This is a genomic window from Salmonella sp. SAL04157, assembly GCF_046551635.1.
Lineage (GTDB): Bacteria > Pseudomonadota > Gammaproteobacteria > Enterobacterales > Enterobacteriaceae > Salmonella > Salmonella enterica.
The window spans coordinates 120,328-144,891 of the sequence record NZ_JBGDVS010000011.1; the positions used below are offsets into that span (position 1 = coordinate 120,328).

At 55.5% G+C, this 24,564-nt stretch carries 23 protein-coding genes; 11 read left to right on the plus strand and 12 right to left on the minus strand.

The window, feature by feature from the left end; translation table 11 throughout:
* Window positions 1-56 precede the first annotated feature (56 nt).
* Window positions 57-533 carry a kinase inhibitor gene (locus ACLJRE_RS19725; RefSeq protein WP_000767396.1) on the plus strand — a complete coding sequence of 159 codons (477 nt, stop codon included), beginning with the start codon at window positions 57-59 and terminating at the stop codon, window positions 531-533.
* 84 nt (window positions 534-617) lie between these two features.
* Here ACLJRE_RS19725 and hutH read toward each other — a convergent pair whose 3' ends face one another.
* The 5 genes from hutH to hutI form a co-directional block, all read right to left on the minus strand.
* A complete protein-coding gene (gene hutH / locus ACLJRE_RS19730) occupies window positions 618-2,138 on the minus strand; it encodes a histidine ammonia-lyase (RefSeq protein WP_001092487.1) in 1,521 nt (506 codons plus the stop codon).
* 1 nt (window position 2,139) lies between these two features.
* On the minus strand, window positions 2,140-3,825 hold the full coding sequence (gene hutU, locus ACLJRE_RS19735) for a urocanate hydratase (RefSeq protein WP_001115218.1): 1,686 nt from the start codon (window positions 3,823-3,825) through the stop codon (window positions 2,140-2,142).
* 196 nt (window positions 3,826-4,021) lie between these two features.
* The gene (locus tag ACLJRE_RS19740) at window positions 4,022-4,747 is read right to left on the minus strand and encodes a histidine utilization repressor (protein ID WP_000287407.1); all 726 of its coding nucleotides are present in this window, start codon (window positions 4,745-4,747) and stop codon (window positions 4,022-4,024) included.
* Window positions 4,748-4,791: 44 nt separating this feature from the next.
* Window positions 4,792-5,733: a formimidoylglutamase gene (hutG, locus tag ACLJRE_RS19745; RefSeq protein WP_023212644.1), complete on the minus strand. Its 942-nt coding sequence runs from the start codon at window positions 5,731-5,733 to the stop codon at window positions 4,792-4,794.
* Window positions 5,730-6,953 (minus strand): imidazolonepropionase, encoded by a 1,224-nt coding sequence (gene hutI / locus ACLJRE_RS19750; RefSeq protein ID WP_023137453.1) that lies wholly within the window; start codon window positions 6,951-6,953, stop codon window positions 5,730-5,732. Before hutI ends, hutG begins: the two co-directional genes overlap by 4 nt.
* Window positions 6,954-7,190: 237 nt before the next feature.
* Between hutI and ACLJRE_RS19755 the strand changes: the two genes are divergently transcribed.
* Window positions 7,191-8,474 (plus strand): putative acyl-CoA thioester hydrolase, encoded by a 1,284-nt coding sequence (locus ACLJRE_RS19755; protein WP_001094762.1) that lies wholly within the window; start codon window positions 7,191-7,193, stop codon window positions 8,472-8,474.
* A gap of 143 nt (window positions 8,475-8,617) precedes the next feature.
* Here the strand turns inward: ACLJRE_RS19755 and pgl are convergent, their stop codons facing one another.
* Window positions 8,618-9,613: a 6-phosphogluconolactonase gene (pgl, locus tag ACLJRE_RS19760; RefSeq protein ID WP_058108901.1), complete on the minus strand. Its 996-nt coding sequence runs from the start codon at window positions 9,611-9,613 to the stop codon at window positions 8,618-8,620.
* 163 nt (window positions 9,614-9,776) lie between these two features.
* Between pgl and ACLJRE_RS19765 the strand changes: the two genes are divergently transcribed.
* On the plus strand, window positions 9,777-10,595 hold the full coding sequence (locus tag ACLJRE_RS19765) for a pyridoxal phosphatase (protein WP_001748281.1): 819 nt from the start codon (window positions 9,777-9,779) through the stop codon (window positions 10,593-10,595).
* On the opposite strand, the gene modC is transcribed toward ACLJRE_RS19765, so the two are convergent.
* From modC to ACLJRE_RS19785, 4 genes are all read right to left on the minus strand, one after another.
* On the minus strand, window positions 10,596-11,654 hold the full coding sequence (modC, locus tag ACLJRE_RS19770) for a molybdenum ABC transporter ATP-binding protein ModC (RefSeq protein WP_000891710.1): 1,059 nt from the start codon (window positions 11,652-11,654) through the stop codon (window positions 10,596-10,598).
* A gap of 2 nt (window positions 11,655-11,656) precedes the next feature.
* Window positions 11,657-12,346: a molybdate ABC transporter permease subunit gene (gene modB / locus ACLJRE_RS19775; RefSeq protein WP_000604026.1), complete on the minus strand. Its 690-nt coding sequence runs from the start codon at window positions 12,344-12,346 to the stop codon at window positions 11,657-11,659.
* Window positions 12,346-13,119, minus strand: coding sequence for a molybdate ABC transporter substrate-binding protein (gene modA, locus ACLJRE_RS19780; RefSeq protein WP_053296634.1), 774 nt, complete (start codon window positions 13,117-13,119; stop codon window positions 12,346-12,348). The genes modB and modA overlap by 1 nt, the downstream gene beginning before the upstream one ends.
* A 166-nt stretch (window positions 13,120-13,285) precedes the next feature.
* Window positions 13,286-13,435: an AcrZ family multidrug efflux pump-associated protein gene (locus ACLJRE_RS19785; RefSeq protein ID WP_000891513.1), complete on the minus strand. Its 150-nt coding sequence runs from the start codon at window positions 13,433-13,435 to the stop codon at window positions 13,286-13,288.
* A gap of 128 nt (window positions 13,436-13,563) precedes the next feature.
* Here ACLJRE_RS19785 and modE point away from each other — a divergent pair, with 128 nt between their 5' ends.
* The 8 genes from modE to gpmA all read left to right on the plus strand — a co-directional run bounded on the left by modE (window position 13,564) and on the right by gpmA (window position 22,431).
* Window positions 13,564-14,352: a molybdenum-dependent transcriptional regulator gene (gene modE, locus ACLJRE_RS19790; RefSeq protein WP_001147416.1), complete on the plus strand. Its 789-nt coding sequence runs from the start codon at window positions 13,564-13,566 to the stop codon at window positions 14,350-14,352.
* A gap of 67 nt (window positions 14,353-14,419) precedes the next feature.
* Complete coding sequence (modF, locus tag ACLJRE_RS19795) at window positions 14,420-15,895, plus strand: molybdate ABC transporter ATP-binding protein ModF (RefSeq protein ID WP_023212648.1); 1,476 nt, start codon at window positions 14,420-14,422, stop codon at window positions 15,893-15,895.
* Between the two features lie 170 nt (window positions 15,896-16,065).
* Window positions 16,066-16,974, plus strand: coding sequence for a DUF2167 domain-containing protein (locus tag ACLJRE_RS19800; protein ID WP_000885516.1), 909 nt, complete (start codon window positions 16,066-16,068; stop codon window positions 16,972-16,974).
* 222 nt (window positions 16,975-17,196) lie between these two features.
* A complete protein-coding gene (gene galE / locus ACLJRE_RS19805; protein ID WP_001265465.1) occupies window positions 17,197-18,213 on the plus strand; it encodes a UDP-glucose 4-epimerase GalE in 1,017 nt (338 codons plus the stop codon).
* Window positions 18,214-18,223: 10 nt separating this feature from the next.
* Complete coding sequence (gene galT / locus ACLJRE_RS19810; RefSeq protein WP_000187471.1) at window positions 18,224-19,270, plus strand: galactose-1-phosphate uridylyltransferase; 1,047 nt, start codon at window positions 18,224-18,226, stop codon at window positions 19,268-19,270.
* Window positions 19,271-19,272: 2 nt separating this feature from the next.
* A complete protein-coding gene (gene galK / locus ACLJRE_RS19815; RefSeq protein WP_001049369.1) occupies window positions 19,273-20,421 on the plus strand; it encodes a galactokinase in 1,149 nt (382 codons plus the stop codon).
* Window positions 20,415-21,455, plus strand: a complete 1,041-nt coding sequence (gene galM / locus ACLJRE_RS19820) for a galactose-1-epimerase (RefSeq protein ID WP_000931428.1) — start codon at window positions 20,415-20,417, stop codon at window positions 21,453-21,455. The genes galK and galM overlap by 7 nt, the downstream gene beginning before the upstream one ends.
* Window positions 21,456-21,678: 223 nt before the next feature.
* On the plus strand, window positions 21,679-22,431 hold the full coding sequence (gene gpmA, locus ACLJRE_RS19825; RefSeq protein ID WP_000301554.1) for a 2,3-diphosphoglycerate-dependent phosphoglycerate mutase: 753 nt from the start codon (window positions 21,679-21,681) through the stop codon (window positions 22,429-22,431).
* A gap of 90 nt (window positions 22,432-22,521) precedes the next feature.
* Here the strand turns inward: gpmA and ACLJRE_RS19830 are convergent, their stop codons facing one another.
* Both ACLJRE_RS19830 and ACLJRE_RS19835 read right to left on the minus strand, forming a co-directional pair.
* Entirely contained in the window at window positions 22,522-23,298 is a 777-nt protein-coding gene (locus tag ACLJRE_RS19830; RefSeq protein WP_001214714.1) for an ABC transporter ATP-binding protein, read from the minus strand.
* Window positions 23,298-24,377: a FecCD family ABC transporter permease gene (locus ACLJRE_RS19835; RefSeq protein ID WP_000128336.1), complete on the minus strand. Its 1,080-nt coding sequence runs from the start codon at window positions 24,375-24,377 to the stop codon at window positions 23,298-23,300. Before ACLJRE_RS19835 ends, ACLJRE_RS19830 begins: the two co-directional genes overlap by 1 nt.
* Window positions 24,378-24,564: the final 187 nt, after the last annotated feature.

Consider the following 24,564-nt stretch of genomic DNA (forward strand, 5'->3'; position numbering starts at 1 on the left):
CAGCGGTAAGCGATGCTGCTTCTGGCTACACTTCTGGTGAGTCAAAAGGAGAGCGCATGAAACTTATCAGCAACGATTTGCGCGATGGAGATAAACTTCCTCATCGCCACGTTTTTAACGGTATGGGCTATGATGGCGATAATATTTCGCCGCATCTGGCCTGGGACGACGTGCCGATGGGCACCAAAAGTTTTGTCGTGACCTGTTACGATCCCGACGCGCCGACCGGCTCCGGCTGGTGGCACTGGGTGGTGGTGAACCTCCCGGCGGATACGCGCGTACTGACCCAGGGGTTCGGCTCAGGCCTGGTGGCCATACCAGACGGCGTCATTCAGACGCGTACCGATTTCGGTAAAGCGGGCTACGGCGGCGCGGCGCCGCCTAAAGGGGAAACGCACCGCTATATCTTTACGGTTCACGCGCTGGACGTCGAGCGTCTTGACGTTGATGAAGACGCCAGCGGCGCGATGGTCGGCTTTAACGTGCATTTCCATTCGCTCGCCAGCGCCTCGATCACGGCGATGTTCAGTTAAACGCTGTGCCGGATGGCGGCGTAAACGTCTTACCCTGCCAACGGGTTGGGTAAGCCGAATAAGCGCCTCGCCATCCGGCAGCATTCACATAAAGTCCGGCACCAGACGCTGTAACGCGCCTTGCGCCAGCAGCGCCGTCGCACACTCAATATCGGGTGCGAAAAAACGATCCTGCGTATAGTGCGCCACCCGCTCGCGCAGTGTCTGCCGCGCCTGTTCCAGTAACGGGCTGGAGGTTAACCCTTCCCGTAAATCTATCCCCTGACAGGCAGCCAGCCACTCCACGGCAATGATGCCGCGGGTATTCGCCGCCATTTCCCAGAGTCGCCGTCCTGCCGCCGGGGCCATTGAGACATGATCTTCCTGATTCGCCGAGGTCGGCAGGCTATCCACGCTGTGCGGGTGCGCCAGCGCTTTATTCTCGCTGGCGAGCGCTGCGGCGGTGACTTGGGCAATCATAAAACCGGAATTAACGCCGCCATTTTTCACCAGAAACGGCGGTAACTGCGACATATGTTTATCCATCATCAGCGCGATGCGCCGCTCCGATAGCGCGCCGATTTCCGCTATCGCCAGCGCCAGATTATCCGCCGCCATGGCAACCGGTTCAGCATGGAAGTTACCGCCGGAGATCACCTCCCCCGCATCGGCAAAGACCAGCGGATTATCGGACACCGCGTTGGCCTCAGCCAGCAGTACCTCTTTCGTCTGACGTAACTGGGTCAAACAAGCGCCCATTACCTGTGGCTGGCAGCGAAGGGAATACGGGTCCTGAACTTTATGACAGTGGTGATGTGATTCAGCAATGGCGCTGGTATCGGTCAGCAGATGCCGGAACAACCGCGCGACGTCAATTTGCCCCTTTTGTCCGCGCGCGGCATGAATGCGCGCATCAAAAGGACGGCGCGATCCCAGCACGGCTTCGGTAGTCAGCGCGCCGCAGACAACGGCGGAGGCAAATAACTCCTGTGCCTCAAACAAACCGCGCAGCGCGAAGGCCGTTGACGCCTGGGTGCCGTTAAGCAGCGCCAGCCCCTCTTTGGCCGCCAGCGCGACAGGCTCCAGTCCGGCCTTTTTTAGCGCCGTCTGCGCCGGAAGCCATTCACCCTGCCAGCGCGCTTTTCCTTCGCCAAGCAGCGTCAGCGACAGATGCGCCAGCGGCGCTAAGTCGCCCGACGCGCCAACCGACCCTTTTGCCGGAATCAGCGGATACACGCCGGCATTCACCAGAGCGATGAGCGCTTCTATCACGCTCAACCGAATCCCGGAAAACCCGCGCGCCAGACTATTGATTTTCAATACCATGATCAGACGCACCATCGCGTCATCCAGTGGGTCGCCTACGCCCGCGGCGTGAGACAGCACCAACGATCGCTGTAGATTTTGCAAGTCTTCATCAGCGATGCGCGTCTGCGCCAGCAGGCCGAAACCGGTGTTGATGCCGTAGGCGGTACGCCCTTCGGCAACGATATCATTGACGCACGCGACGCTGGTGTTAATGCCGTCAATGGCGCTGGCGTCCAGCCGAAGCTGTACCGGATGACGCCAGACATCGTACAGTTGAGAGAGGCTTAACTGCCCCGGAGTGAGTGTTATGGTGTTCATATCAGCCTTTCCCCTGCGTCGCCGCAACCATCGGTAAATTCAGACCTTGCTCAACAGCGCATTCCACCGCGAGATCATATCCGGCATCGGCATGGCGCATGACGCCCGTCGCCGGATCGTTGTGTAACACGCGGCGAATACGCGCGGCGGCCTCGTCAGTGCCATCACAGACAATCACCATACCGGCGTGTTGCGAAAACCCCATCCCCACCCCGCCGCCATGATGGAGCGATACCCATGTCGCCCCGCTGGCGGTATTCAGCAATGCATTTAACAGCGGCCAGTCGGAAACCGCGTCAGAGCCGTCGCGCATCGCTTCGGTTTCACGGTTAGGGCTGGCGACGGAACCGGAATCCAGGTGATCGCGGCCAATCACAATGGGCGCGGATACCTCGCCGCAACGCACCATTTCGTTGAACGCCAGCCCCAGTTTTTGCCGCCACTCCAGACCTACCCAGCAGATACGCGCCGGTAGCCCCTGAAAATGAATGCGCTCGCGCGCCATATCCAGCCAGTGATGCAGATGTTTATCCTCAGCCACTATCTCTTTGACTTTGGCATCGGTTTTATAGATATCCTGCGGATCGCCGGACAGCGCCACCCAGCGAAACGGCCCGATGCCACGACAGAACAGCGGACGAATATAGGCTGGCACAAATCCCGGAAAATCAAAGGAGTTTTCTACCCCCATCTCTTTCGCCATCTGGCGAATATTGTTGCCATAGTCAAAGGTCGGCACGCCCATTTGACTGAACGCCAGCATCGCCCGAACATGCGCCGCCATGGAACGTTTCGCTGCCTGCATCGTCCCGTGGGGATCGGATTGCGCGTTTTTCTGATACTCCTCCCAGCGCCAGCCGGAGGGTAAATAGCCATGTAGCGGATCGTGGGCGCTGGTCTGATCGGTCACCAGGTCCGGGCGCACGCCGCGATTAACCAGTTCCGGCAGGATATCCGCCGCGTTCGCGCACAGGGCGACGGACACGGCTTTCCCCTCGCGGGTGTAGCGCGTAATGCGGGCCAGCGCGTCATCCAGCGTGGCGGCCTGCTCATCCACGTAGCGAGTACGCAGACGAAAATCGATACGGCTTTGCTGGCATTCAATCGTCAGCGAACACGCTCCGGCCAGCGTCGCGGCTAGCGGTTGCGCGCCGCCCATGCCGCCCAGCCCGGCGGTCAGCACCCAGCGTCCCGCCAGCGTGCCGTTATAGTGCTGACGCCCCGCCTCGACAAAGGTTTCGTATGTTCCCTGCACGATTCCCTGACTGCCGATATAGATCCAGCTTCCGGCCGTCATTTGACCGTACATAGCCAGCCCTTTCGCATCCAGTTCGTTAAAGTGTTCCCATGTCGCCCAGTGGGGAACCAGGTTGGAGTTGGCGATTAATACCCGCGGCGCGTTGTCGTGCGTTTTAAATACGCCGACCGGTTTGCCAGACTGAATAAGCAACGTTTCGTCCGCCTCCAGCCGGGTGAGCGCATCAACAATAGCGTCATAGCATTCCCAGTTGCGCGCGGCGCGACCAATCCCGCCGTAGACCACCAGCTCATGCGGATTTTCCGCCACGTCAGGATCGAGATTATTCATTAACATCCGCAGCGGGGCTTCTGTCAGCCAGCTTTTCGCCGTTAATACCGTGCCTCGGGGCGCGCGGATAGTCTGCTGACGATACTTGCTTTCAGGCATAGCAATGACTCCTCATTGTTATCGGTCTGCCATCGCCAAATAACGCTAAAACGCCACTATCAGGCACCGCCGCAGACCCACAGATAAGAATCAGACATATACTTGTCTATACAAGTAAGCACAAGAATAGAATTAACAAAAATGATACAATTTTGTTATATTGTGTCAGCAATCACGTTTTCCGGCAGCAGTCCGCTCAGGAGATAAATCGTCCCTGTAGCCGGTAGCGCGACCCGGGGAAAAGTAAGCGGGCGTGAGAAACAATCCGCGACGCGGACCAGGTTGTACGACGAATGAGCAGACAAGGCTCATGCTCTTTGATAGTTAACCACGCGCACTCTTGCGCCGTGGCGCGCACCGCCTCCACAATATGTTCCCCTTCCGTTAGCGGCGCGATCCGCGACAAATAAGCGTGCGGCGTGGTCTGACGGTAATCTTGCGTCAGGTAATCCACGGCAATATCCGCATTCACGCAGCGATCTTCAATTTGTACCGGCAGATCGTTTTCATAATGCACCATGATGGAATGGAAAATGACATCGCTCTCATTGACGTTGAGAGCGCTGGCCTGGATGGCGTTTGCCCGCACGCGCTCCAGCGTGAGCACCTCACAACGATGCTGATGACGGCGGGCGGCAATCTCCTCGGCGATACTGCGGACTTCAAACAGCGCGGACTGGCCTTTTGGTTCGGCGACAAACGTCCCCACGCCCTGTAAACGCACCAGCCACCCTTCATCCGTCAGCTCACGCAGCGCCCGGTTGATGGTCATTCGGCTAAAGCCATACTGCGCGACCAGTTCAGCTTCCGACGGAATGCGATCGTGCGGCTGCCAGACGCCGTCGGCTATTTTTTTACAGATGTCCTGTTTCACCGTTTCGTAAAAAGGCGCAGGCGCAGAACGGGAGCGGGATGAATACATGCGTGAAGCCTTCCTTATGCGGATAGTGTTTTGCGGATGACAGATTAACGCCACCAGTGCGCGATTTGCCAGCCAAGCCGCGCCGCCACGCGCGCCGCTGCGCCATCTTCATCAAAGCGTGGATTAAATTCAACCAGATCCGCCGCCTGTAATTTTCCGCTGCGGCAAACCGGCTCAATTAAACGCAGAACCTGTATCAGTGGCACGCCCAGCGCTGCGGGAGCAGAGACGGCCGGCATTTCCCAGACAGGCAATACGTCGAGATCGATAGTCAGATAAATTTTATCCACCTTGTCGATAAACTGCGTCATCTGCGCCAGCGCGTCATGGCAGTCCAGATCCTCCACCACGGTAGCATTCCGCCACTGCGCTTCCCGCCACAACGCCTGCGTATTTGCCGCACGGCTCACGCCGAAACAGGCATAATGAAACGCGCGGCTCTGCGCGTCGCATAGCTGCGCCAGTTGACGAAACGGCGTCCCGGATGTTGCCCGGTCGGTCTGACGGAGATCCAGATGCGCATCAAGATTAATGATCCCTACGCTTTCCTGCGCAAACGCGTCCAGCACCCCCGCGCCGTGTCCAAACGCGGTTTCATGCCCGCCGCCCAGCACCAGCGTGCGCATCCCGGCCCGCAGACAGCGGCTTACCGCATCGCACAAGGCCTGCTGCGCGCCTTCCAGATCGGGCGTCGGCGCAACCCAATTGCCTAAATCTACCAGCCGTTCATGTCCCTGATGGCTGGCCATATTCGCCAGCGCTTTACGCAACGCGTCCGGGGCGCCTGCCGCGCCGGGACGGCCTGCATTGCGTTTTACCCCCTCGTCGCAGGCAAATCCCATTAACGCGATCTTTTGCTGCCAGTTTTCGGGGGAAAAGGTCTCGCTGCGCGTGACGGTCTGAAACAGACGCCGCGCATCCGGCGCTTCTATACTGTCATCGCGCCCCTGCCAAAGCGCCGGAGAAGCCGGATACCATTGCGTCATGAGATTTTTCCTCTGTATACCCGCTGATATAAAGGGTTACGCCCCGGCTCATACACTATCTCTACCGGCTGTTCAGCATCCCACACCACAAAATCCGCCCGGTAGCCGGCCCTGAGCTGCCCATGCGTCGCCTGTCTTCCCAGCGCGCGTGCGGCATGGCGCGTAACGCCCGCCCATGCCTCTTCCGGCGTCAGACCAAACTGTACGCAGGCCATATTCATCGCCAGATGCAAACTGCAAAACGGGCTGGTGCCGGGATTGAAATCGCTGGCGACGGCGACAGGCACCTGATAGCGGCGCAGCAGTTCAACCGGCGGGCGCTGCGTCTCGCGCAGAAAATAAAACGCGCCGGGCAACAACACGCCGACAGTACCGCTGTCACGCATCGCCGCGACGCCCGCTTCATCAAGATATTCGATATGATCCGCCGATAAACCCTGATAACGACTCACCAGCTGCGCGCCGCCCAACAGCGAAAGCTGCTCAACATGGCCTTTAACGGGAATACCTAACGCCTTCGCCGTCTGCAACACGCGCTCACTCTGCGCCACATTAAAGCCGACGCTCTCGCAAAAGAGGTCTACCGCATCAAATAACCCTTTTTGCCAGAGCTGCGGAATCATCGTCTCGCAGACCAGAGTGATGTAGCCGTCCGGGTCGTCACGATACTCCGCTGGCGTAGCATGAGCGGCCAATAGCGTGGGGCTAATGTCGATAGCGTTTTCGGCAGCAAGTTTTGCAGCGACGCGCAACAGCTTTTCTTCTGTCGCCAGTTCCAGACCATAGCCGGATTTAATCTCCAGCAGCGTAACGCCTTCGCTGGCAAGGCGCATCATGCGTTCGCGCGCCAGCAGGTAGAGCGTCTCCTCCGCACAGGCGCGGGTTGCTGATACCGTCGCGTTAATGCCGCCGCCCTGAGCGCTAATATGCTGGTATGACGCGCCGTTAAGCCGCTGTTCCCACTCTGCGGCGCGGTTACCGGCAAACACCAGATGCGTGTGGCAATCGATAAGTCCCGGGGTTACCAGTCGTCCCTGCATATCATGGATATTGTCCCCACTGACAGGAAGCTGCGTCTCTGGCACGATATCGCAAATATACCCTTCGCGTACAATCAGCGCCTGGTTATCCACCAGCCCATACGGGGCTTGCCGCTGCGGGTCCATTGTCGCCAGCCTGATGTTTCGCCAGACAGTATCGCCCGGTAAAAGTTGCCGCATTCCTGTCGCTCTCTTGCCTGTCATGAGTTGTATAGACATTTATTTTCTTTCTGCTCCGGATTGTCAACTCAAAGCGCGAAAGTTGTTGCTTAATTGTGATAAAACTATCTGATGCTACAGGTGTTTCCAGCCTGAAAAGGAACTTTTTACCTTTTCGCCTTCCCGTTTCGTTCAACTTAGTATAAAAAAGCAGGCTTCAATGGATGTCATTTAACTTTTTCAAGCCCGGAGCAACCTGTGAATACATTATCGGTTTCCCGTCTGGCGCTGGCACTGGCTTTTGGCGTGACGCTGAGCGCCTGTAGCTCTACGCCACCCGATCAGATCCCTTCCGATCAAACCGCGCCTGGCACCGCCTCGCGCCCAATTCTGTCGGCAAATGAAGCGAAAAACTTCGTTGCGGCGCACTATTTTGCCTCCCTGACGCCGAATACCGCCCCGTGGTCGCCGTCGCCGATTACCCTGCCCGCACAGCCTGACTTTGTGGTAGGGCCAGCAGGTACGCCAGGCGTTACGCACACCTCGATTCAGGCCGCGGTCGATGCGGCAATGGTTAAACGCACGAACAAACGCCAGTACATTGCTATTATGCCGGGCGACTATCAGGGGACCGTGTATGTTCCCGCCGCGCCGGGAAGTCTGACCCTGTACGGGACCGGTGAAAAACCGATCGATGTGAAAATTGGGATGGCGATTGATGGTGAAATGAGTGTCGCTGACTGGCGCCGCGCGGTGAATCCCGGCGGGAAATATATGCCTGGTAAACCCGCCTGGTATATGTTCGATAACTGCCAAAGCAAACACGCCGCGACGATCGGTGTGATGTGTTCTGCCGCGTTCTGGTCGCAGAATAACGGTCTGCAGCTACAAAATCTGACCATCGAGAACACGCTGGGCGACAGTGTCGATGCCGGAAACCATCCGGCGGTGGCGCTGCGTACCGATGGCGACAAAGTCCAGATTAACAAGGTCAATATCCTTGGCCGCCAGAACACCTTCTTTGTAACCAACAGCGGCGTGCAGAACCGTCTGCAAACCGATCGTCAGCCGCGTACGCTGGTGACGAACAGCTATATTGAAGGCGATGTGGATATGGTTTCCGGACGCGGCGCCGTGGTGTTCGATAACACCAACTTCCAGGTCGTCAACTCCCGCACACAGCAGGAAGCCTACGTCTTCGCCCCGGCTACGCTGTCCAATATTTACTATGGCTTTTTGGCGATCAACAGCCGCTTTAACGCCTCCGGCGATGGCGTTGCGCAGCTTGGCCGCTCGCTGGATGTCGACGCCAACACCAACGGTCAGGTAGTGATCCGCGACAGCGTGATTAACGAGGGCTTCAACGTTGCCAAACCGTGGGCCGACGCGGTCATCTCGAAACGTCCGTTTGCCGGAAATACGGGAACCGTGGATGACAAAGACGAGGTGCAGCGTAATCTGAACGACACTAACTACAACCGCATGTGGGAATACAACAACCGCGGTGTAGGCAGTAAAGTGGTGGCGGAACCTAAGCAGTAATCGCTGTTCCGGTTCAGGCTTATAAACGGGCCGCCGCAGCAGATGTGGCGGCCCGTGGTTTTACTACAAGCGATGTTTATCGAAATTAATCAGGCATCCTGCCCTGGTGAGCTCCAGCCCGCCGTCCTCCGGCACACAGCGCTTTAGTACGCGTTCACCACAACCCACATTGGCCCCTGGCCGACGGCATAACGGCCTTTTTCCGTCAGCAACCCCTGAGTGCCCGTAATTTCATAGACCGCGATATGATGTGATTTTTGACCCGCAGCAATCAGGTATTTTCCGCTATTGTCGATATTAAAGCCGCGCGGTTGGGCTTCCGTCGGCTGGAAGCCTTCAACACTCAGTACGCTGCCGTCTTCGGAGACACTAAAGACGGTAATCAGACTGGCGGTGCGGTCACAGGCATACAGATGCCGTCCATCCGGCGTAATATGAATATCCGCCGCCCAACGGGTATCGGAAAAATCGGCGGGCATCATATCCAGGGTTTGTACGCACTCTATCTCACCATGCGGATTTTTAAGCTGCCAGACATCCACCGAACTGTTCAGTTCATTGACGCAATACGCATATTGTCGATTCGGGTGGAAGACCATATGACGCGGGCCTGCCCCTTCAACTGTATTTACTTCCGCCGGCTCCTGGGCCACCAGATGGCCGTCAGCGCTTAGCGTAAACAGACAAATGCGATCCTGTTTTAGCGCAGGCACCCACAGGGTACGGTTATCAGGCGTAATATTTGCCGAGTGGCAGCCGTCCAGCCCTTCCACCACATCCACCAGCTCAACCGGCAGGCCATCCTGTAAGCGCGTCACGCTGACATTACCGGCGTTATACGATCCGACAAAGACAAAACGACCATGATGATCGGTAGAAATATGGGTCGGGCTACCCGGCAGGGCGGATTCGGCGGCAAACGTCAGCGCGCCATCATCCGGCGCAATACGATACGCCAGGACACGAAACTCCGGGCGTACGCCGACATAGAGGTAGCGTTTATCCGGACTGACCACCATCGGCTGAACCTGACCGGGCACATCCACGACCTGCACCAGCGTCAGCGTCCCTTCGTGGTTCAGGCTCCAGACGTGAATTTGCTGACTCTCAGGGCTGGCGGTATAGACTGTTTGTTTCATGAATACTCCTTTGCATATGGCATGTAGCTGCAATAACAGGACACAGCTTAACGTAGTCGCTTTTGACGGCGAATGCTGAATTCAGACGCAGAATTTTGTCTGCTTACCGTCCCGGTGTACCATGCCGACAGACGGAATTATTACTCTTAATCTGGAAAAAATTATGACTGCACGCGTGATTGCCCTCGATTTAGACGGAACGTTATTAACCCCGCATAAAACCTTACTCCCCTCCTCGCTTGACGCGCTATCACGCGCCAAAGAGGCGGGCTTTCAACTTATCATTGTCACTGGTCGCCATCACGTTGCTATTCATCCTTTTTATCAGGCGCTGGCGCTGGAAACACCTGCTATTTGCTGCAACGGCACCTATTTGTATGATTATCAAGCTAAAACTGTCCTGGATGCCGATCCTATGCCCGTGGATAAGGCGTTGCAGTTGATTGATTTACTGGATGAGCATCAGATTCACGGCCTGATGTATGTTGATGACGCTATGCTTTACGAACACCCAACCGGTCACGTCGTGCGTACCTCCCGGTGGGCGCAGACCTTGCCGCCGGAGCAACGTCCGACCTTTACACAGGTCTCTTCGTTGGCGCAGGCGGCGCGCGACGTGAATGCCGTGTGGAAGTTTGCGCTTACCGATGAAGATATTCCCAGACTACAGCGGTTCGGTCAGCATGTTGAACAGGCGCTTGGCCTGGAGTGCGAATGGTCATGGCACGATCAGGTGGATATCGCGCGCAAAGGCAACAGTAAAGGCAAGCGCCTTACCCAGTGGATAGAAGCGCAGGGAGGGTCAATGAAAAATGTGATCGCTTTCGGCGATAACTACAACGACATCAGTATGCTGGAGGCGGCAGGCACCGGCGTTGCGATGGGCAACGCCGATGAGGCGGTGAAAGCGCGCGCTGACGTTGTGATCGGCGATAACACTACCGATAGCATCGCCAAATTTATTTACACCCACCTGCTATAGTCAGGCGGTGATAGAAACGCTTTTCACCTGCGCGTAAAGCCACAGGCCAGGCTTGATATTCAGCTCATCCCTGGCCCACGGGCTTATTCGCGCCCACAGCGTTCTGCCGCCTATCTCAAGCTGGACTTCCACCTGTCCGTTATCGTCATAACAATTCGCCACTTTTGCCCGCAATACGTTGCGGATACTGGTCTGCTGCGGCGGCTGTAGTACCAGCGAGACATCCGACGCCTGTATACGAATACGCAGTGTGGATTGCAGCGGCTGATTGAGTTTATTTACCCACAGGTGCTGGTCGCCAAGCGCCAGAGCGGTCATGGCATAATGCGGGTGATGCTCCAGCACGCTGACTTTCAGAATACTGCTCTGTTGCTCTTTCGGCAGCCACGGGTGCATAACGCTGCTTCCCCAGACCTCCTCCAGCGGGCCAAACGCTTTAACCTGTCCATCCTCCAGCACCATGACTTTATCCGCCAGGTGGAGAATTTCATCGAGAGAATGGCTGACATACAGCATGGGAATATTGATTTCCCGCGCCAGCCGTTGCAGGTACGGCAGTAATTCGCGTTTTCGCGGGATATCCAGCGAGGCCAACGGTTCGTCCAACAGCAGCAACTCCGGGGCGGTGAGCAATGCCCGGCCTATCGCTACGCGCTGTTTTTCTCCGCCGGACAGGCTCCCCGGCAGGCGATCAAGCAACGCTTCAATTCCCAGCAGCGACACCAGCTTATCAAACTGACCGGTCATGCTTTTCGCCATACCGTAGCGCAAATTGCCGCGTACTTTGTAATGGGGGAACAGGCGCGCATCCTGGAAAACATAACCGATGCGGCGCTTTTCCGGCGTTAAACAGATACCGTTTTCCGCGTCATGCAACACCCGACCATTCAGCGCGATGCGTCCTTTTTGCGGGCGAGTCAAACCGCTGATGGCATTAATCAGCGAGGTTTTTCCCGCGCCGGAGACGCCAAAGATAGCCGTGATCCCACTGGCTGGCAGCGTTTCGTTGAGGGTTAAACAGTGCGTTCCCAGCGTCTGGGAAAAATTAAGCTCCAGCATGGTTAGCGCCCCGTCCGTTCACGGCTAATCCGCGCCAGCCATTCAGAAATCAACAGCGAAATCAGCGCTAATACAATCGAAATCACGCACAGCCTCGCCGCCGCGCTCTCCCCGCCAGGCGTCTGAATCAAAGTATACATGGCGGAAGGTATGGTGCGGGTTTCGCCCGGAATATTGGAAACAAAGGTAATGGTCGCGCCAAATTCGCCAAGCGAACGGGCAAACGCCAGCACCGTACCAACAATAATACCCGGCAGGGTAAGCGGTAAGGTGATAGTCAGAAAAACGCGCCAGCGCCCGGCGCCCAGCGTTCTGGCGGCCTGTTCAAGCTTGATATCCACCCCCTCCAGCGCCAGCCGAATGGCCCGCACCATCAGCGGGAAGGACATCACCGCCGCCGCCAGCACGGCGCCGCGCCAGCTAAAGGCAAACGTGAGACCGAACCAGTCATACAGCCACTGGCCAATAAACCCGCGTCGCCCCATCGACACCAGCAGCAGATAGCCGACCACCACCGGCGGCAGCACCAGCGGCAGATGCAGGACACTATCAAGTAAGGCTTTGCCCGGAAACCGGCATCGCACCAGTAACCAGGCAAAAAAGATCCCAAACGGCAGGCTAAACAGCACGGCCAGGGAAGACACTTTCAGGCTAAGAAGGACAGCCTGCCATTCTGGATCGGTCAGTATCATTACTTCGTCGTAAATCCATAACGTTTAAAGATTGTCGAGGCCTGCGGTCCTTTCAGGTAATCATAGAACGCGCTGACGGCCGCATTTTTATGCCCCTCCACGATAGCGATGGGGTATTCCACTTTTTTATGTGAATCTTCCGGGAACGTCGCCACCACGTTGACCCCCTTGCTGGCGACCGCATCAGAACCGTATACAATGCCTAAAGGCGCTTCGTTACGTTCGACCAGCGCCAACGCACCGCGCACATCCTCGCCCGGCGCCAGTTTCGGTTCAAGCGTTTGCCATGCGCCCAGCTTTTGCAGCGCTTCTTTGGCATAAATTCCCGCCGGTACGTGTTGCGGATCGCCCACCGCCAGACGCCCGCCGTTCAGCAGATGAATCCAGTCCGTTTTGTTGTCGATGGTAAACGGTTTCTGCTCGCTGGCTTTCGGCGCCACCACCACCAGGCTATTGCCGAGCAATGTTTCGCGCGTCGTGGTATCCACCGCTTTTTTATCGGCTGCGTAATCCATCCATTTCTGGTCAGCAGAGATGAACAGATCCGCCGGCGCGCCCGCTTCTATCTGGCGCGCCAGCGTTGAAGAGGAGGCGAATGAGGAGACCACATCCACATTTTTCTCTTTTTTATATTCTGCCGCAATGTCTTGCATCGCGTTCGTTAGCGACGCGGCGGCGAATACGGTGATCTTGCCTTCATCCGCCAGCGCATGGCCAGCGATGACGAAAGATAATGTCGCCCCTGCGACCAGGCGTAACCAGGAATGCGCCATCTGTAACTCCTTGTGCGTTTCGTTATGTAAACGACAATATAACGATAATCTCAGGGGTTTCCCAGCGGTTATTCATACCCATTAACGATTAAACACAGAAAATATCGGCAGGAAAAGCAGGATCTTGAGTAACAAAAACGCCCGACTGAGCGGGCGTTTGGGGAAATCAGCGGTTCTGTCTGGACTGGTCTTTCTGACCGATACCGGAAAAAATGTTGAACACCTCACCCAGACCGTAAATCAGACCGAGGATGATGGCCATCACTACCGGTACCATGATGACGGCGAATACCAGACTTTTTAATAACTCTAACATGGGCAACTCCAGATATAGTCCTTTTTGTATTTTAACCGCATCACACAGAAAAGCACTCCCCTTTTGTGCGGTCGGCTTTGCGCTGACGCGCTTTTCAGTCACAATAGTCTTTTTACCAGGAGCTGGTTATGCAGGCCGAAATCCTTCTTACCCTGAAACTTCAGCAAAAGCTTTTTGCCGATCCCCGACGTATCTCTCTGCTGAAACACATTGCGCTTTCCGGCTCGATTAGTCAGGGCGCGAAAGACGCGGGAATCAGCTATAAGAGCGCCTGGGATGCGATAAACGACATGAACCAGCTTAGTGAACATATGCTGGTTGAACGCGCAACGGGCGGCAAAGGCGGCGGCGGCGCGGTATTAACCCGCTATGGTCAGCGTCTGATCCAGCTTTACGATTTGCTGGGCCAAATTCAGCAAAAAGCGTTCGATGTGTTAAGCGACGATGACGCCCTGCCGCTTGACAGTCTGCTGGCCGCTATCTCCCGCTTTTCACTGCAAACCAGCGCCCGAAATCAGTGGTTCGGCACCATTACCGCCCGCGATCGCGATCAGGTACAACAGCATGTCGACGTGCTGCTGGCCGACGGCAAAACGCGGCTTAAAGTCGCGCTGACGGCGCAAAGCGGCGAGCGTCTCGGCCTGGAGGAAGGTAAAGAAGTGCTGATCCTGCTAAAAGCGCCGTGGGTTGGCATTACCCGGGATGCAGCCGTTGCGCGCGCCGCTGACAATCAGTTGTCGGGAACGATCAGCCATATCGAGCGCGGCGCGGAACAGTGTGAAGTGTTGATGGCGCTGCCGGACGGCCAGACGCTGTGCGCTACGATACCGACTGCGGATGCCGCCACGTTAAAGGAAGGCGATGACGTGATTGCCTGGTTTAATGCGGACAGAGTGATTATTGCAACGTTGTGCTAAGCACATTGACATCCGTTGCCGAAAGACGTATCCCTGTCATTCATCGCTGCAAAAAATGGGATGCAAAATGTCATCGTTGCAAATTTCGCAAGGCACGTTTCGTCTGAGCGATACAAAAACACTTCATCTGGATTCGCTGACGCTCAATGCGGGCGATAGCTGGGCATTCGTTGGGGCTAACGGGAGCGGGAAGTCGGCGCTCGCCCGCGCGCTGGCGGGTGAACTGCCATTATTAACAGGCGAGCGCCAGTGTCAGTTTACCCGCATTACTCGTCTGTCCTTTGAACAATTGCAAAAGCTGGTCAGCGATGAGTGGCAACGTAATAACACCGATATGCTCAGTCCTGGCGAAGACGATACCGGGCGCACTACCGCGGAAATTATTCAGGATGATGTTCACCATCCTGCCCGCTGTGCGATGCTGGCGCAGCAGTTCGGCATTTCCGCTTTACTCAACAGGCGTTTTAAATACCTTTCTACCGGCGAGACGCGAAAAGCGCTGCTGTGTCAGGCGCTGATGTCTGAGCCGGAGTTATTGATCCTTGATGAACCGTTCGACGGGCTTGACGTGACCGCCCGTCAACAACTGGCGCAACGCCTGACGGCGTTGAACCAGGCGGGTATTACCCTGGCGCTGGTACTCAACCGTTTTGATGAAATCCCGGACTTCGTGCAGTTTGCCGGCGTGCTTGCCGACTGTACGCTGGCGGAAACCGGAACGACGACAGAGTTACTGCAACGGGCGTTGGTCGCTCAACTCGCGCACAGCGAGCGTCTGACCGACGTACAATTACCCGAACCGGACGAACCTTCCGCCCGCCATGCGTTACCCGATGGCGAACCACGGATCGTACTTAACGATGGCGTGGTCTCGTATAACGATCGCCCTATCCTCCACCACCTAAGCTGGCGAGTCAATCCGGGCGAACACTGGCAGATCGTCGGTCCTAACGGAGCGGGTAAGTCTACATTGCTTAGCCTTATTACTGGCGATCACCCGCAAGGCTACAGCAACGATCTTACGCTGTTCGGGCGGCGGCGAGGAAGCGGCGAAACAATCTGGGATATCAAAAAACATATCGGCTACGTCAGCAGCAGTTTACATCTGGATTACCGCGTAAGTACCACGGTGCGCAATGTCATTCTCTCCGGCTATTTCGATTCTATCGGCATTTACCAGGCCGTTTCAGACAGGCAACGAAAACTGGCGCAACAGTGGCTGGATATTCTGGGAATCGATAAGCGTACGGCGGATGTCCCCTTCCACAGTCTCTCCTGGGGACAGCAGCGGCTGGCGCTGATCGTGCGCGCGCTGGTTAAACATCCGACAGTGTTGATTCTGGATGAGCCGCTGCAAGGGTTGGACCCGCTGAACCGCCAACTGGTACGCCGTTTTGTAGATGTATTAATTCGCCAGGGAGAGACCCAACTGCTGTTTGTTTCCCATCATGCAGAAGATGCGCCTGCCTGTATTACCCACCGGCTGGAATTTGTACCAGAGGGCGAACGTTATAAGTACGTTTCCGGACGATGCAATAATTAAATGTATTATCAGAATGGCGCCGCGCGCCATTCTGGAACCGCTCTCCTTTTATTAAGAATAATAATAACGGTCGATAAGCTTACTATCTCTTGAATCGCTGACCGCCTCATTGTCATAATAATCCTGAAATTTTCGACAATGATGTCGTATGTGAATATAAGGGATTCATTATGGCTTTTCGTTTTCCACAAATAATACTATTTTTACTGGCAGCCATGTTATTTTGCCCCGGCAGTTATGCTGAGCAAAAGCCGACCGCTGCGCAGGAAGCACGTAAAACCGCCGTTGAGGTCGCTGTTGAAGGCATGAGTCGCGCCGCCGTTGCGGGTCCGACAAAGATTAGTTTAGGTGATAAAGCCACGCTTAATCTGCCGGAAGGATTTACCTGGATACCCGCAAAAGAAGCGGCGGTATTTATGCGTGAAATTGGTAACTATGTTGACGATGAATATTTTTACGGTCTCGTATTTAAAAAGGAAATGAATGGATTTATTTCTATCGAATATGATGATTCTGGTTATGTAAAAGATGATGATGCAAAAAATTGGGATGCCGATGAATTAATGGATAACCTGCGCAAAGGCACAAAAGAAGCGAATAAAGATCGTATTGCAAAAGGCATTGAGCCGATAGAAATTATTGGCTGGATCGAGAAGCCTACCTACGATGCAACCAATCATCGTCTGATCTGGTCCGCCGCCATCCATGATATCGGCACCAACGAACCACTGAATGAACAAGGCGTGAACTACAACACCTATCTGCTGGGACGTGAAGGCTATTTTTCTTTAAATCTGGTGACCGACAGAGGTTCTGTTGACCACGAAATCCCGCTGGCGAAAAGAATTCTCAGTTCCGTCAAGTTCAACCCTGGACAACGCTACGCTGACTTCAACGAATCAACGGACAAAATAGCGGAGTATGGGCTCGCCGCGCTGATTGGCGGTATCGCGGCCAAAAAAGTAGGTCTGCTTGCTATGCTCGGTATCGCGTTACTTAAATTCTGGAAAGTGACCGCCATCGGCGTCGTCGCTGTCGGGGCGCTCGCCAGGAAGCTACTCTCGCGTAAAAAAGACTGACAGCTCCTGCCCCGTCCGTTTCATTCCCAGGCGCGTAACGCGCCTTTTTTTCGGATAAAAAGCAGAAGCATTCTCAAGCCAGATGATTTGTAATCATTTAATTGATATAAATGCGTAAAATCACCAGCGTGTAAACGATTCCACTAATTTATTACATGTCACACTTTTCGCATCTTTGTTATGCTATGGTTATTCCATACCATAGGCTTAACGGAGCGAATTATGAGAGTATTGGTTACAGGTGGTAGCGGTTACATTGGAAGTCATACCTGCGTACAATTGCTGCAAAATGGTCATGACGTCGTCATCCTCGATAACCTCTGCAACAGCAAGCGCAGCGTGCTGCCCGTTATTGAACGTCTGGGCGGTAAGCACCCGACCTTTGTCGAAGGCGATATTCGCAACGAAGCGCTTATAACCGAAATTCTGCACGATCACGCGATTGATACCGTGATTCACTTTGCCGGCCTGAAAGCCGTCGGCGAATCGGTCGCCAGGCCGCTGGAGTACTATGACAACAACGTCAACGGTACGCTGCGGTTGGTCAGCGCCATGCGTGCGGCCAACGTTAAAAACCTTATTTTTAGCTCCTCCGCCACCGTTTATGGCGATCAGCCCAAAATTCCTTACGTCGAAAGTTTTCCTACCGGCACGCCGCAAAGCCCCTACGGCAAAAGTAAATTGATGGTAGAACAGATCCTCACCGATCTGCAAAAAGCCCAGCCGGAGTGGAGTATTGCGCTGCTGCGTTATTTCAACCCGGTCGGCGCGCACCCGTCGGGCGACATGGGAGAAGATCCGCAAGGTATTCCGAATAACCTGATGCCCTATATCGCCCAGGTCGCCGTGGGTCGTCGCGAATCGCTCGCCGTTTTCGGCAACGATTACCCGACCGAGGATGGCACCGGCGTACGCGATTACATTCACGTTATGGACTTAGCCGACGGGCACGTCGTGGCGATGGAAAAACTGGCGGACAAATCCGGCGTACATATTTATAACCTCGGCGCGGGTGTCGGCAGTAGCGTCCTGGATGTGGTCAACGCCTTTAGTAAAGCCTGCGGTAAACCCATTAATTACCACTTCGCGCCGCGTCGCGACGGCGATCTCCCGGCGTATTGGGCGGATGCCAGCAAAGCCGATCGCGAGCTGAACTGGCGCGTCACCCGCACGCTTGACGAAATGGCGCAGGACACCTGGCACTGGCAGTCACGCCATCCGCAGGGATACCCAGATTAAGGATGTTGTTATGACCCCATTTAATCCCATCGATCATCCGCATCGCCGTTATAACCCGCTTACCGGCCAGTGGGTTCTGGTTTCGCCGCATCGCGCAAAACGCCCCTGGCAGGGGGCGCAGGAAACGCCGTCTCAGCAAATGCTGCCGGCCCACGATCCGGACTGCTTCCTGTGTGCGGGCAATACGCGTGTCACCGGCGATAAAAATCCCGATTACAAAGGGACTTACGTCTTTACTAACGATTTCGCGGCGCTGATGGCCGACACGCCGGATGCGCCGGACAGCCACGATCCGCTGATGCGCTGTCAGAGCGCGCGCGGCACCAGCCGCGTGATCTGTTTTTCTCCCGATCACAGTAAAACGCTGCCGGAGTTGAGCCTGCCCGCGCTGACGGAAATCGTCAGAACCTGGCAGACGCAGACCGCCGAGTTAGGCAAAACCTATCCGTGGGTGCAGGTCTTTGAAAATAAAGGCGCAGCGATGGGCTGTTCGAACCCGCATCCACATGGACAGGTCTGGGCCAACAGCTTCCTGCCGAATGAGGCCGAACGCGAAGATCGTTTACAAAAAGCCTACTTCGCCGAGCAGCGCTCGCCAATGCTGGTGGATTATGTCCAGCGGGAACTGGCGGACGGCAGCCGCACCGTGGTCGAAACCGAACACTGGCTGGCGGTGGTGCCTTACTGGGCGGCGTGGCCGTTCGAAACGCTACTGTTACCCAAAACGCATGTCCTGCGCATTACCGATTTAAACGACGAGCAGCGCGACTCTCTGGCGCTGGCGTTGAAAAAGCTGACCAGTCGTTATGATAACCTGTTCCAGTGTTCCTTCCCCTACTCAATGGGCTGGCACGGCGCGCCGTTTAACGGTGAAGAAAACGCACACTGGCAGTTGCACGCGCACTTTTATCCGCCGCTGCTGCGCTCTGCGACCGTCCGCAAATTTATGGTCGGCTATGAAATGCTGGCGGAAACCCAGCGTGATTTAACCGCAGAACAAGCGGCTGAACGCCTGCGCGCGGTCAGCGACATCCATTTTCGCGAATCCGGAGTATAAAAATGAATCTGAAAGAGAAAACGCGCGCGCTGTTTGCTGAAATTTTCGGCTACCCTGCCACCCACACGATTCAGGCGCCAGGCCGCGTCAATCTGATCGGCGAGCACACTGATTACAATGATGGTTTTGTTCTGCCCTGCGCTATCGATTACCAGACCGTAATTAGCTGTGCGCCGCGCGACGATCGTACCGTACGGGTGATTGCCGCCGATTACGACAATCAGGTGGACGAATTTTCACTGGATGCGCCGATCGTGACCCACGATAGCCAGCAGTGGTCTAACTATGTGCGCGGCGTAGTGAAACATCTGCAACAGCGTAACAACGCGTTTGGCGGCGTGGATATGGTCATCAGCGGCAATGTGCCGCAGGGTGCCGGGTTAAGCTCCTCCGCCTCGCTGGAAGTGGCGGTGGGCACCGTCTTCCAGCAGCTTTATCACCTGCCGCTGGACGGCGCGCAAATTGCGCTCAACGGACAAGAGGCCGAGAACCAGTTTGTCGGCTGTAACTGCGGCATTATGGATCAGCTCATCTCTGCGCTCGGCAAAAAAGATCATGCGTTGCTGATTGATTGCCGTACGCTCGGCACCAAAGCGGTTTCCATGCCGAAAGGTGTGGCCGTGGTGATCATCAACAGTAACTTTAAGCGCACTCTGGTGGGCAGCGAGTATAATACCCGCCGTGAACAGTGCGAAACCGGCGCCCGTTTCTTCCAGCAGCCGGCCCTGCGCGATGTCAGCCTTGAGGCGTTCAATGCCGTTGCCAGCGAACTGGACCCGGTAGTCGCAAAACGCGTTCGCCATGTATTGAGCGAAAATGCCCGCACCGTTGAAGCGGCAAGCGCGCTAGAGAAAGGTGATTTGCAACGTATGGGCCAACTGATGGCGGAGTCCCATGCCTCAATGCGCGATGATTTCGAAATTACCGTCCCGCAGATAGACACGCTGGTAGACATCGTCAAAGCGACCATCGGCGATCAAGGCGGCGTGCGCATGACCGGCGGCGGCTTCGGCGGGTGTGTTGTCGCGCTGATCCCGGAAGATCTGGTTCCCGCTGTTCAGCAGGCCGTTGCGCAACAGTACGAAGCGAAAACCGGAATCAAAGAAACCTTTTATGTATGCAAACCGTCACAAGGAGCAGGACAGTGCTAAATGAAACGCCCGCACTGGCCCCCGATGGTCAACCGTACCGCCTGCTAACCCTGCGCAACAGCGCAGGGATGGTGGTAACGCTGATGGACTGGGGAGCCACTCTTCTTTCCGCCCGTATACCGCTGTCTGACGGCAGCGTTCGGGAAGCATTACTGGGCTGCGCCAGCCCGGAACACTACCCTGAACAGACGTCGTTCCTCGGCGCCTCTATTGGCCGTTACGCGAACCGTATCGCCAATAGCCGCTATACGTTTGCCGGCGAAACCGTACAGTTAAGCCCAAGCCAGGGCGAGAACCAGCTACACGGCGGACCGGAAGGCTTTGACAAGCGCCGCTGGCAAATTGTGAACCAGAACGATCGCCAGGTATTATTCGCGCTCACCTCTGATGACGGCGACCAGGGCTTTCCTGGCCATCTTTGCGCCACGGCGCAATATCGTCTGACCGATGACAATAGAATCTCCATCACTTACCGGGCAACGGTCGATAAACCCTGTCCGGTGAATTTGACCAACCACGTCTATTTTAATCTGGACGGCGATCGGACTGACGTGCGCCAACATAAGCTGCAAATTCTGGCGGATGAGTATCTGCCAGTAGATGAATCCGGTATTCCACGCCAGGGGCTAAAATCGGTAGCCAATACCTCGTTTGACTTCCGAATGCCAAAAGTCATTGCCAGCGAATTTCTCGCCGATGACGATCAGCGCAAGGTTAAAGGCTACGACCATGCTTTCCTGCTACAGACGCAGGGTGATGGCAAAAAGCCGGCGGCCCGTCTGTGGTCACAGGATGGAAAGCTACAAATGATGGTTTACACCACCGCCCCGGCGCTACAGTTTTATTCCGGCAATTATCTGGCGGGTACACCTTCCCGCGGACCGGAACCTTATGCCGACTGGCAAGGGCTGGCGCTGGAGAGCGAACTGCTGCCGGACAGTCCGAATCATCCTGAATGGCCGCAGCCTGACTGTATCCTTCGCCCTGGCGAGGAGTACGCCAGCCTGACCGAGTATCAGTTTATTCCGTTCTAACGATATGCCGCTACGTGCCCGATGGCGCAAGCTTATCGGGCCTACGCGCCATTGCCCTGCTCAAACCTCCACCACTTAAAGACAAAATCGCAACTCTGAGTTCACAAGAACCTTACACTGCGCCACTATTTTCGCTATGGTTATGCGTAAGCATTGCCGCCAACACCTCGCGGCAATATAATGAGAATTATTATCATTACATATGATTTATAGGAGTGAGAGTATGGCTGTAACTAAGCTGGTTCTGGTACGTCACGGTGAAAGTCAATGGAACAAAGAGAACCGTTTCACCGGCTGGTATGATGTTGACCTGTCTGAAAAAGGCGTAAGCGAAGCAAAAGCAGCGGGTAAACTGCTAAAAGAAGAAGGTTTCAGCTTTGATTTTGCCTACACTTCCGTACTGAAACGCGCTATCCATACGCTGTGGAACGTACTGGATGAACTGGATCAGGCGTGGCTACCGGTGGAAAAATCCTGGAAACTCAATGAACGTCACTATGGCGCGTTGCAGGGGCTGAATAAAGCGGAAACGGCAGAAAAATATGGTGACGAGCAGGTTAAACAGTGGCGCCGCGGTTTTGCCGTGACGCCGCCGGAACTGACCAAAGATGATGAGCGTTATCCGGGTCACGATCCACGTTATGCCAAACTGAGCGAGAAAGAGCTGCCGTTGACCGAAAGTCTGGCGCTGACCATCGACCGCGTTATTCCTTACTGGAACGACACCATCCTGCCGCGTATGAAGAGCGGTGAGCGCGTGATCATCGCCGCTCACGGTAACTCATTGCGTGCGCTGGTGAAATACCTGGATAACATGAGTGAAGATGAGATCCTTGAGTTAAACATCCCGACCGGCGTGCCGCTGGTGTATGAGTTCGACGAAAACTTCAAGCCGATCAAACATTACTATCTGGGCAACGCTGACGAGATCGCTGCGAAAGCGGCTGCCGTGGCGAATCAGGGTAAAGCGAAGTAATCACCTTTGCCGGATGGCGGTATAACTGCCTTATCCGGCCTACGAGCAATGGGTAGGCCGGATAAGCGCAGCGCCATCAGGCAATATGTCTTAAACAGCGATCACGCCGTCCAGCACCACCTGCAATTTCCCCTGCGAACAGCGCTCCACGCGTCCTCGTACCCGGTACACTTCAGCCAGACGCTCCGCAGTAATCACCGTCTCCGGCGCGCCGCTGGCGACCAGCCTGCCGTCTTTTAGCATCAGGACATGGTCACCATGACGCAGTGCAATATTAATGTCATGCGCCACGACTATCGTTACCCTATTTTGCGCCTGGGTATCCCGACGCACGAGATCCATTACGTGAAACTGATAGTTTAAATCCAGCGCGCTGAGCGGCTCATCCAGCAACAGAAGTTCAGGGCGACGAATCAGCGATTGCGCCAGCCCCACTAACTGCCGCTGACCGCCGGAAAGCTGGTCGAGATACTGCAACGCCAGATGCGTTATGCCCAATTGCTCAAGGATAGCCAGCATCTGCGCTCTGCCCTGCGCATTGTCTCTGCCGCCTGATGCCCGCAGTACCACGATAATCGACTCCAGTACATGCAGATGCACGCCCTGCGGTAATGACTGCGGCAAAAACACAACTTTCTGCGCCCGCTCGGCAAACGATAACGACATGAGATCTTCGCCATCAAGCAGCGCCTCGCCGTCGGCGTTATTCAGCCCGGCCAGCGAACGTAGTAACGTCGATTTACCACAGCCGTTCGGCCCCAGCAAAATGGTAATTTTCCCGCGCGGCAGTAAGGGAACGTTGAGATCTGCAATAACCGGCTGAGTGGAATAGCCGGCGCTAAATGACCGGAGCATTAACCCGCGCATCAGAGACTCCCCCGATGTCGCAATACAATGCTTAAAAAGAACGGAACCCCGACCAGCGAGGTGACAATCCCCACCGGCACCATGACGCCCGGAATACTATTTTTCGCCGCAATAGAGGCCAGCGATAACACCAGCCCGCCTATCAGCACGCTGCCCGGAAGGTAGAAACGGTGATCTTCCCCCAACAGTATTCGCGCAATGTGCGGCGCAACGAGACCAATAAAACCAATCGGCCCGACGAAAGCTACCGCCAGCGCTGATAACAAGCTGATACGCAACAATGACAGCAGGCGTAAACGGCGGACATGAATCCCAAAGCTCATCGCCCTCTCTTCGCCCAAACGTAATGCCGTGAGTTGCCAGGCGCTTCGTAACGCGCAAAAAAGCACAGCAATAAACACCACGGCCAGTACGCCCAATTTTTCCCACGACGCGCGGACCAGGCTCCCCATCGTCCAGAATACCAGCCCCTGCAGCGTATCTTCATCAGCCACAAACTGCATAATGGCGACCAACGCGTTAAAGGTGAATACCAGCGCAATACCGAACAACACCACTCCGGATGCGGCGACGCCTGTCCAACGGGTAATACCGTCCAGTAGTAACGCGGATAAAAGTGCAAAGATGAACGCATTGGCCGGGATAAACCAGGCGGCTGGAATACCGGGAATACCGATCCCCAACACAATCGCCAGCGCAGCGCCAAAAGCCGCCGCGGACGATACGCCAAGGGTAAACGGCGTCGCCAGCGGATTATTTAAAATGGTTTGCATTTCGGCGCCCGCTAACCCTAACGCCATGCCTACCAGCAGCGCCATCAGGGCATAGGGTAAACGAATATCCCAGACAATAACGTGTATGCCCGCATTCACCTTTTCCGGCTGGAAAAGGGCCTGCCACAGCGCACTGAGCGGTAAACCAGAAGACCCACAGGTTACATCCACCATCAGTGAAGCCATCATCGCCAGCGCAATAGCTAACATGAGCACAGCCCGTTTGCGTATGATCTGGCGATAGCGCGGAATGACGGGCGTGGAAGCGAAACCGGGGGCTAAAAGTGATTTGTCCTGACAGGTCATGGTTCGGGCTACGTTATTAATCAGAGGAGAATTATAGCGCCGAATTATTTCGTTATATATTTATTTATATTTCGATTGATGACACGGTGGCCTATCTCACCGGTTTCCAAAATAAATATCCTCCGGCATAGCCGGAGGTTTTTCAGATGCGCCTGTAAGGCTCTCTTACCAGCCGCGCCCTAACAGG

Coding starts and splice junctions, on each gene's coding strand:
- ACLJRE_RS19725 (WP_000767396.1), top strand. CDS start 57: ATGAAACTTATCAGCAACGATTTGCGCGATGGAGATAAACTTCCTCAT.
- hutH (WP_001092487.1), bottom strand. CDS start 2,138: ATGAACACCATAACACTCACTCCGGGGCAGTTAAGCCTCTCTCAACTG.
- hutU (WP_001115218.1), bottom strand. CDS start 3,825: ATGCCTGAAAGCAAGTATCGTCAGCAGACTATCCGCGCGCCCCGAGGC.
- ACLJRE_RS19740 (WP_000287407.1), bottom strand. CDS start 4,747: ATGTATTCATCCCGCTCCCGTTCTGCGCCTGCGCCTTTTTACGAAACG.
- hutG (WP_023212644.1), bottom strand. CDS start 5,733: ATGACGCAATGGTATCCGGCTTCTCCGGCGCTTTGGCAGGGGCGCGAT.
- hutI (WP_023137453.1), bottom strand. CDS start 6,953: ATGCGGCAACTTTTACCGGGCGATACTGTCTGGCGAAACATCAGGCTG.
- pgl (WP_058108901.1), bottom strand. CDS start 9,613: ATGAAACAAACAGTCTATACCGCCAGCCCTGAGAGTCAGCAAATTCAC.
- ACLJRE_RS19765 (WP_001748281.1), top strand. CDS start 9,777: ATGACTGCACGCGTGATTGCCCTCGATTTAGACGGAACGTTATTAACC.
- modC (WP_000891710.1), bottom strand. CDS start 11,654: ATGCTGGAGCTTAATTTTTCCCAGACGCTGGGAACGCACTGTTTAACC.
- modB (WP_000604026.1), bottom strand. CDS start 12,346: ATGATACTGACCGATCCAGAATGGCAGGCTGTCCTTCTTAGCCTGAAA.
- modA (WP_053296634.1), bottom strand. CDS start 13,119: ATGGCGCATTCCTGGTTACGCCTGGTCGCAGGGGCGACATTATCTTTC.
- ACLJRE_RS19785 (WP_000891513.1), bottom strand. CDS start 13,435: ATGTTAGAGTTATTAAAAAGTCTGGTATTCGCCGTCATCATGGTACCG.
- modE (WP_001147416.1), top strand. CDS start 13,564: ATGCAGGCCGAAATCCTTCTTACCCTGAAACTTCAGCAAAAGCTTTTT.
- modF (WP_023212648.1), top strand. CDS start 14,420: ATGTCATCGTTGCAAATTTCGCAAGGCACGTTTCGTCTGAGCGATACA.
- ACLJRE_RS19800 (WP_000885516.1), top strand. CDS start 16,066: ATGGCTTTTCGTTTTCCACAAATAATACTATTTTTACTGGCAGCCATG.
- galE (WP_001265465.1), top strand. CDS start 17,197: ATGAGAGTATTGGTTACAGGTGGTAGCGGTTACATTGGAAGTCATACC.
- galT (WP_000187471.1), top strand. CDS start 18,224: ATGACCCCATTTAATCCCATCGATCATCCGCATCGCCGTTATAACCCG.
- galK (WP_001049369.1), top strand. CDS start 19,273: ATGAATCTGAAAGAGAAAACGCGCGCGCTGTTTGCTGAAATTTTCGGC.
- gpmA (WP_000301554.1), top strand. CDS start 21,679: ATGGCTGTAACTAAGCTGGTTCTGGTACGTCACGGTGAAAGTCAATGG.
- ACLJRE_RS19830 (WP_001214714.1), bottom strand. CDS start 23,298: ATGCGCGGGTTAATGCTCCGGTCATTTAGCGCCGGCTATTCCACTCAG.
- ACLJRE_RS19835 (WP_000128336.1), bottom strand. CDS start 24,377: ATGACCTGTCAGGACAAATCACTTTTAGCCCCCGGTTTCGCTTCCACG.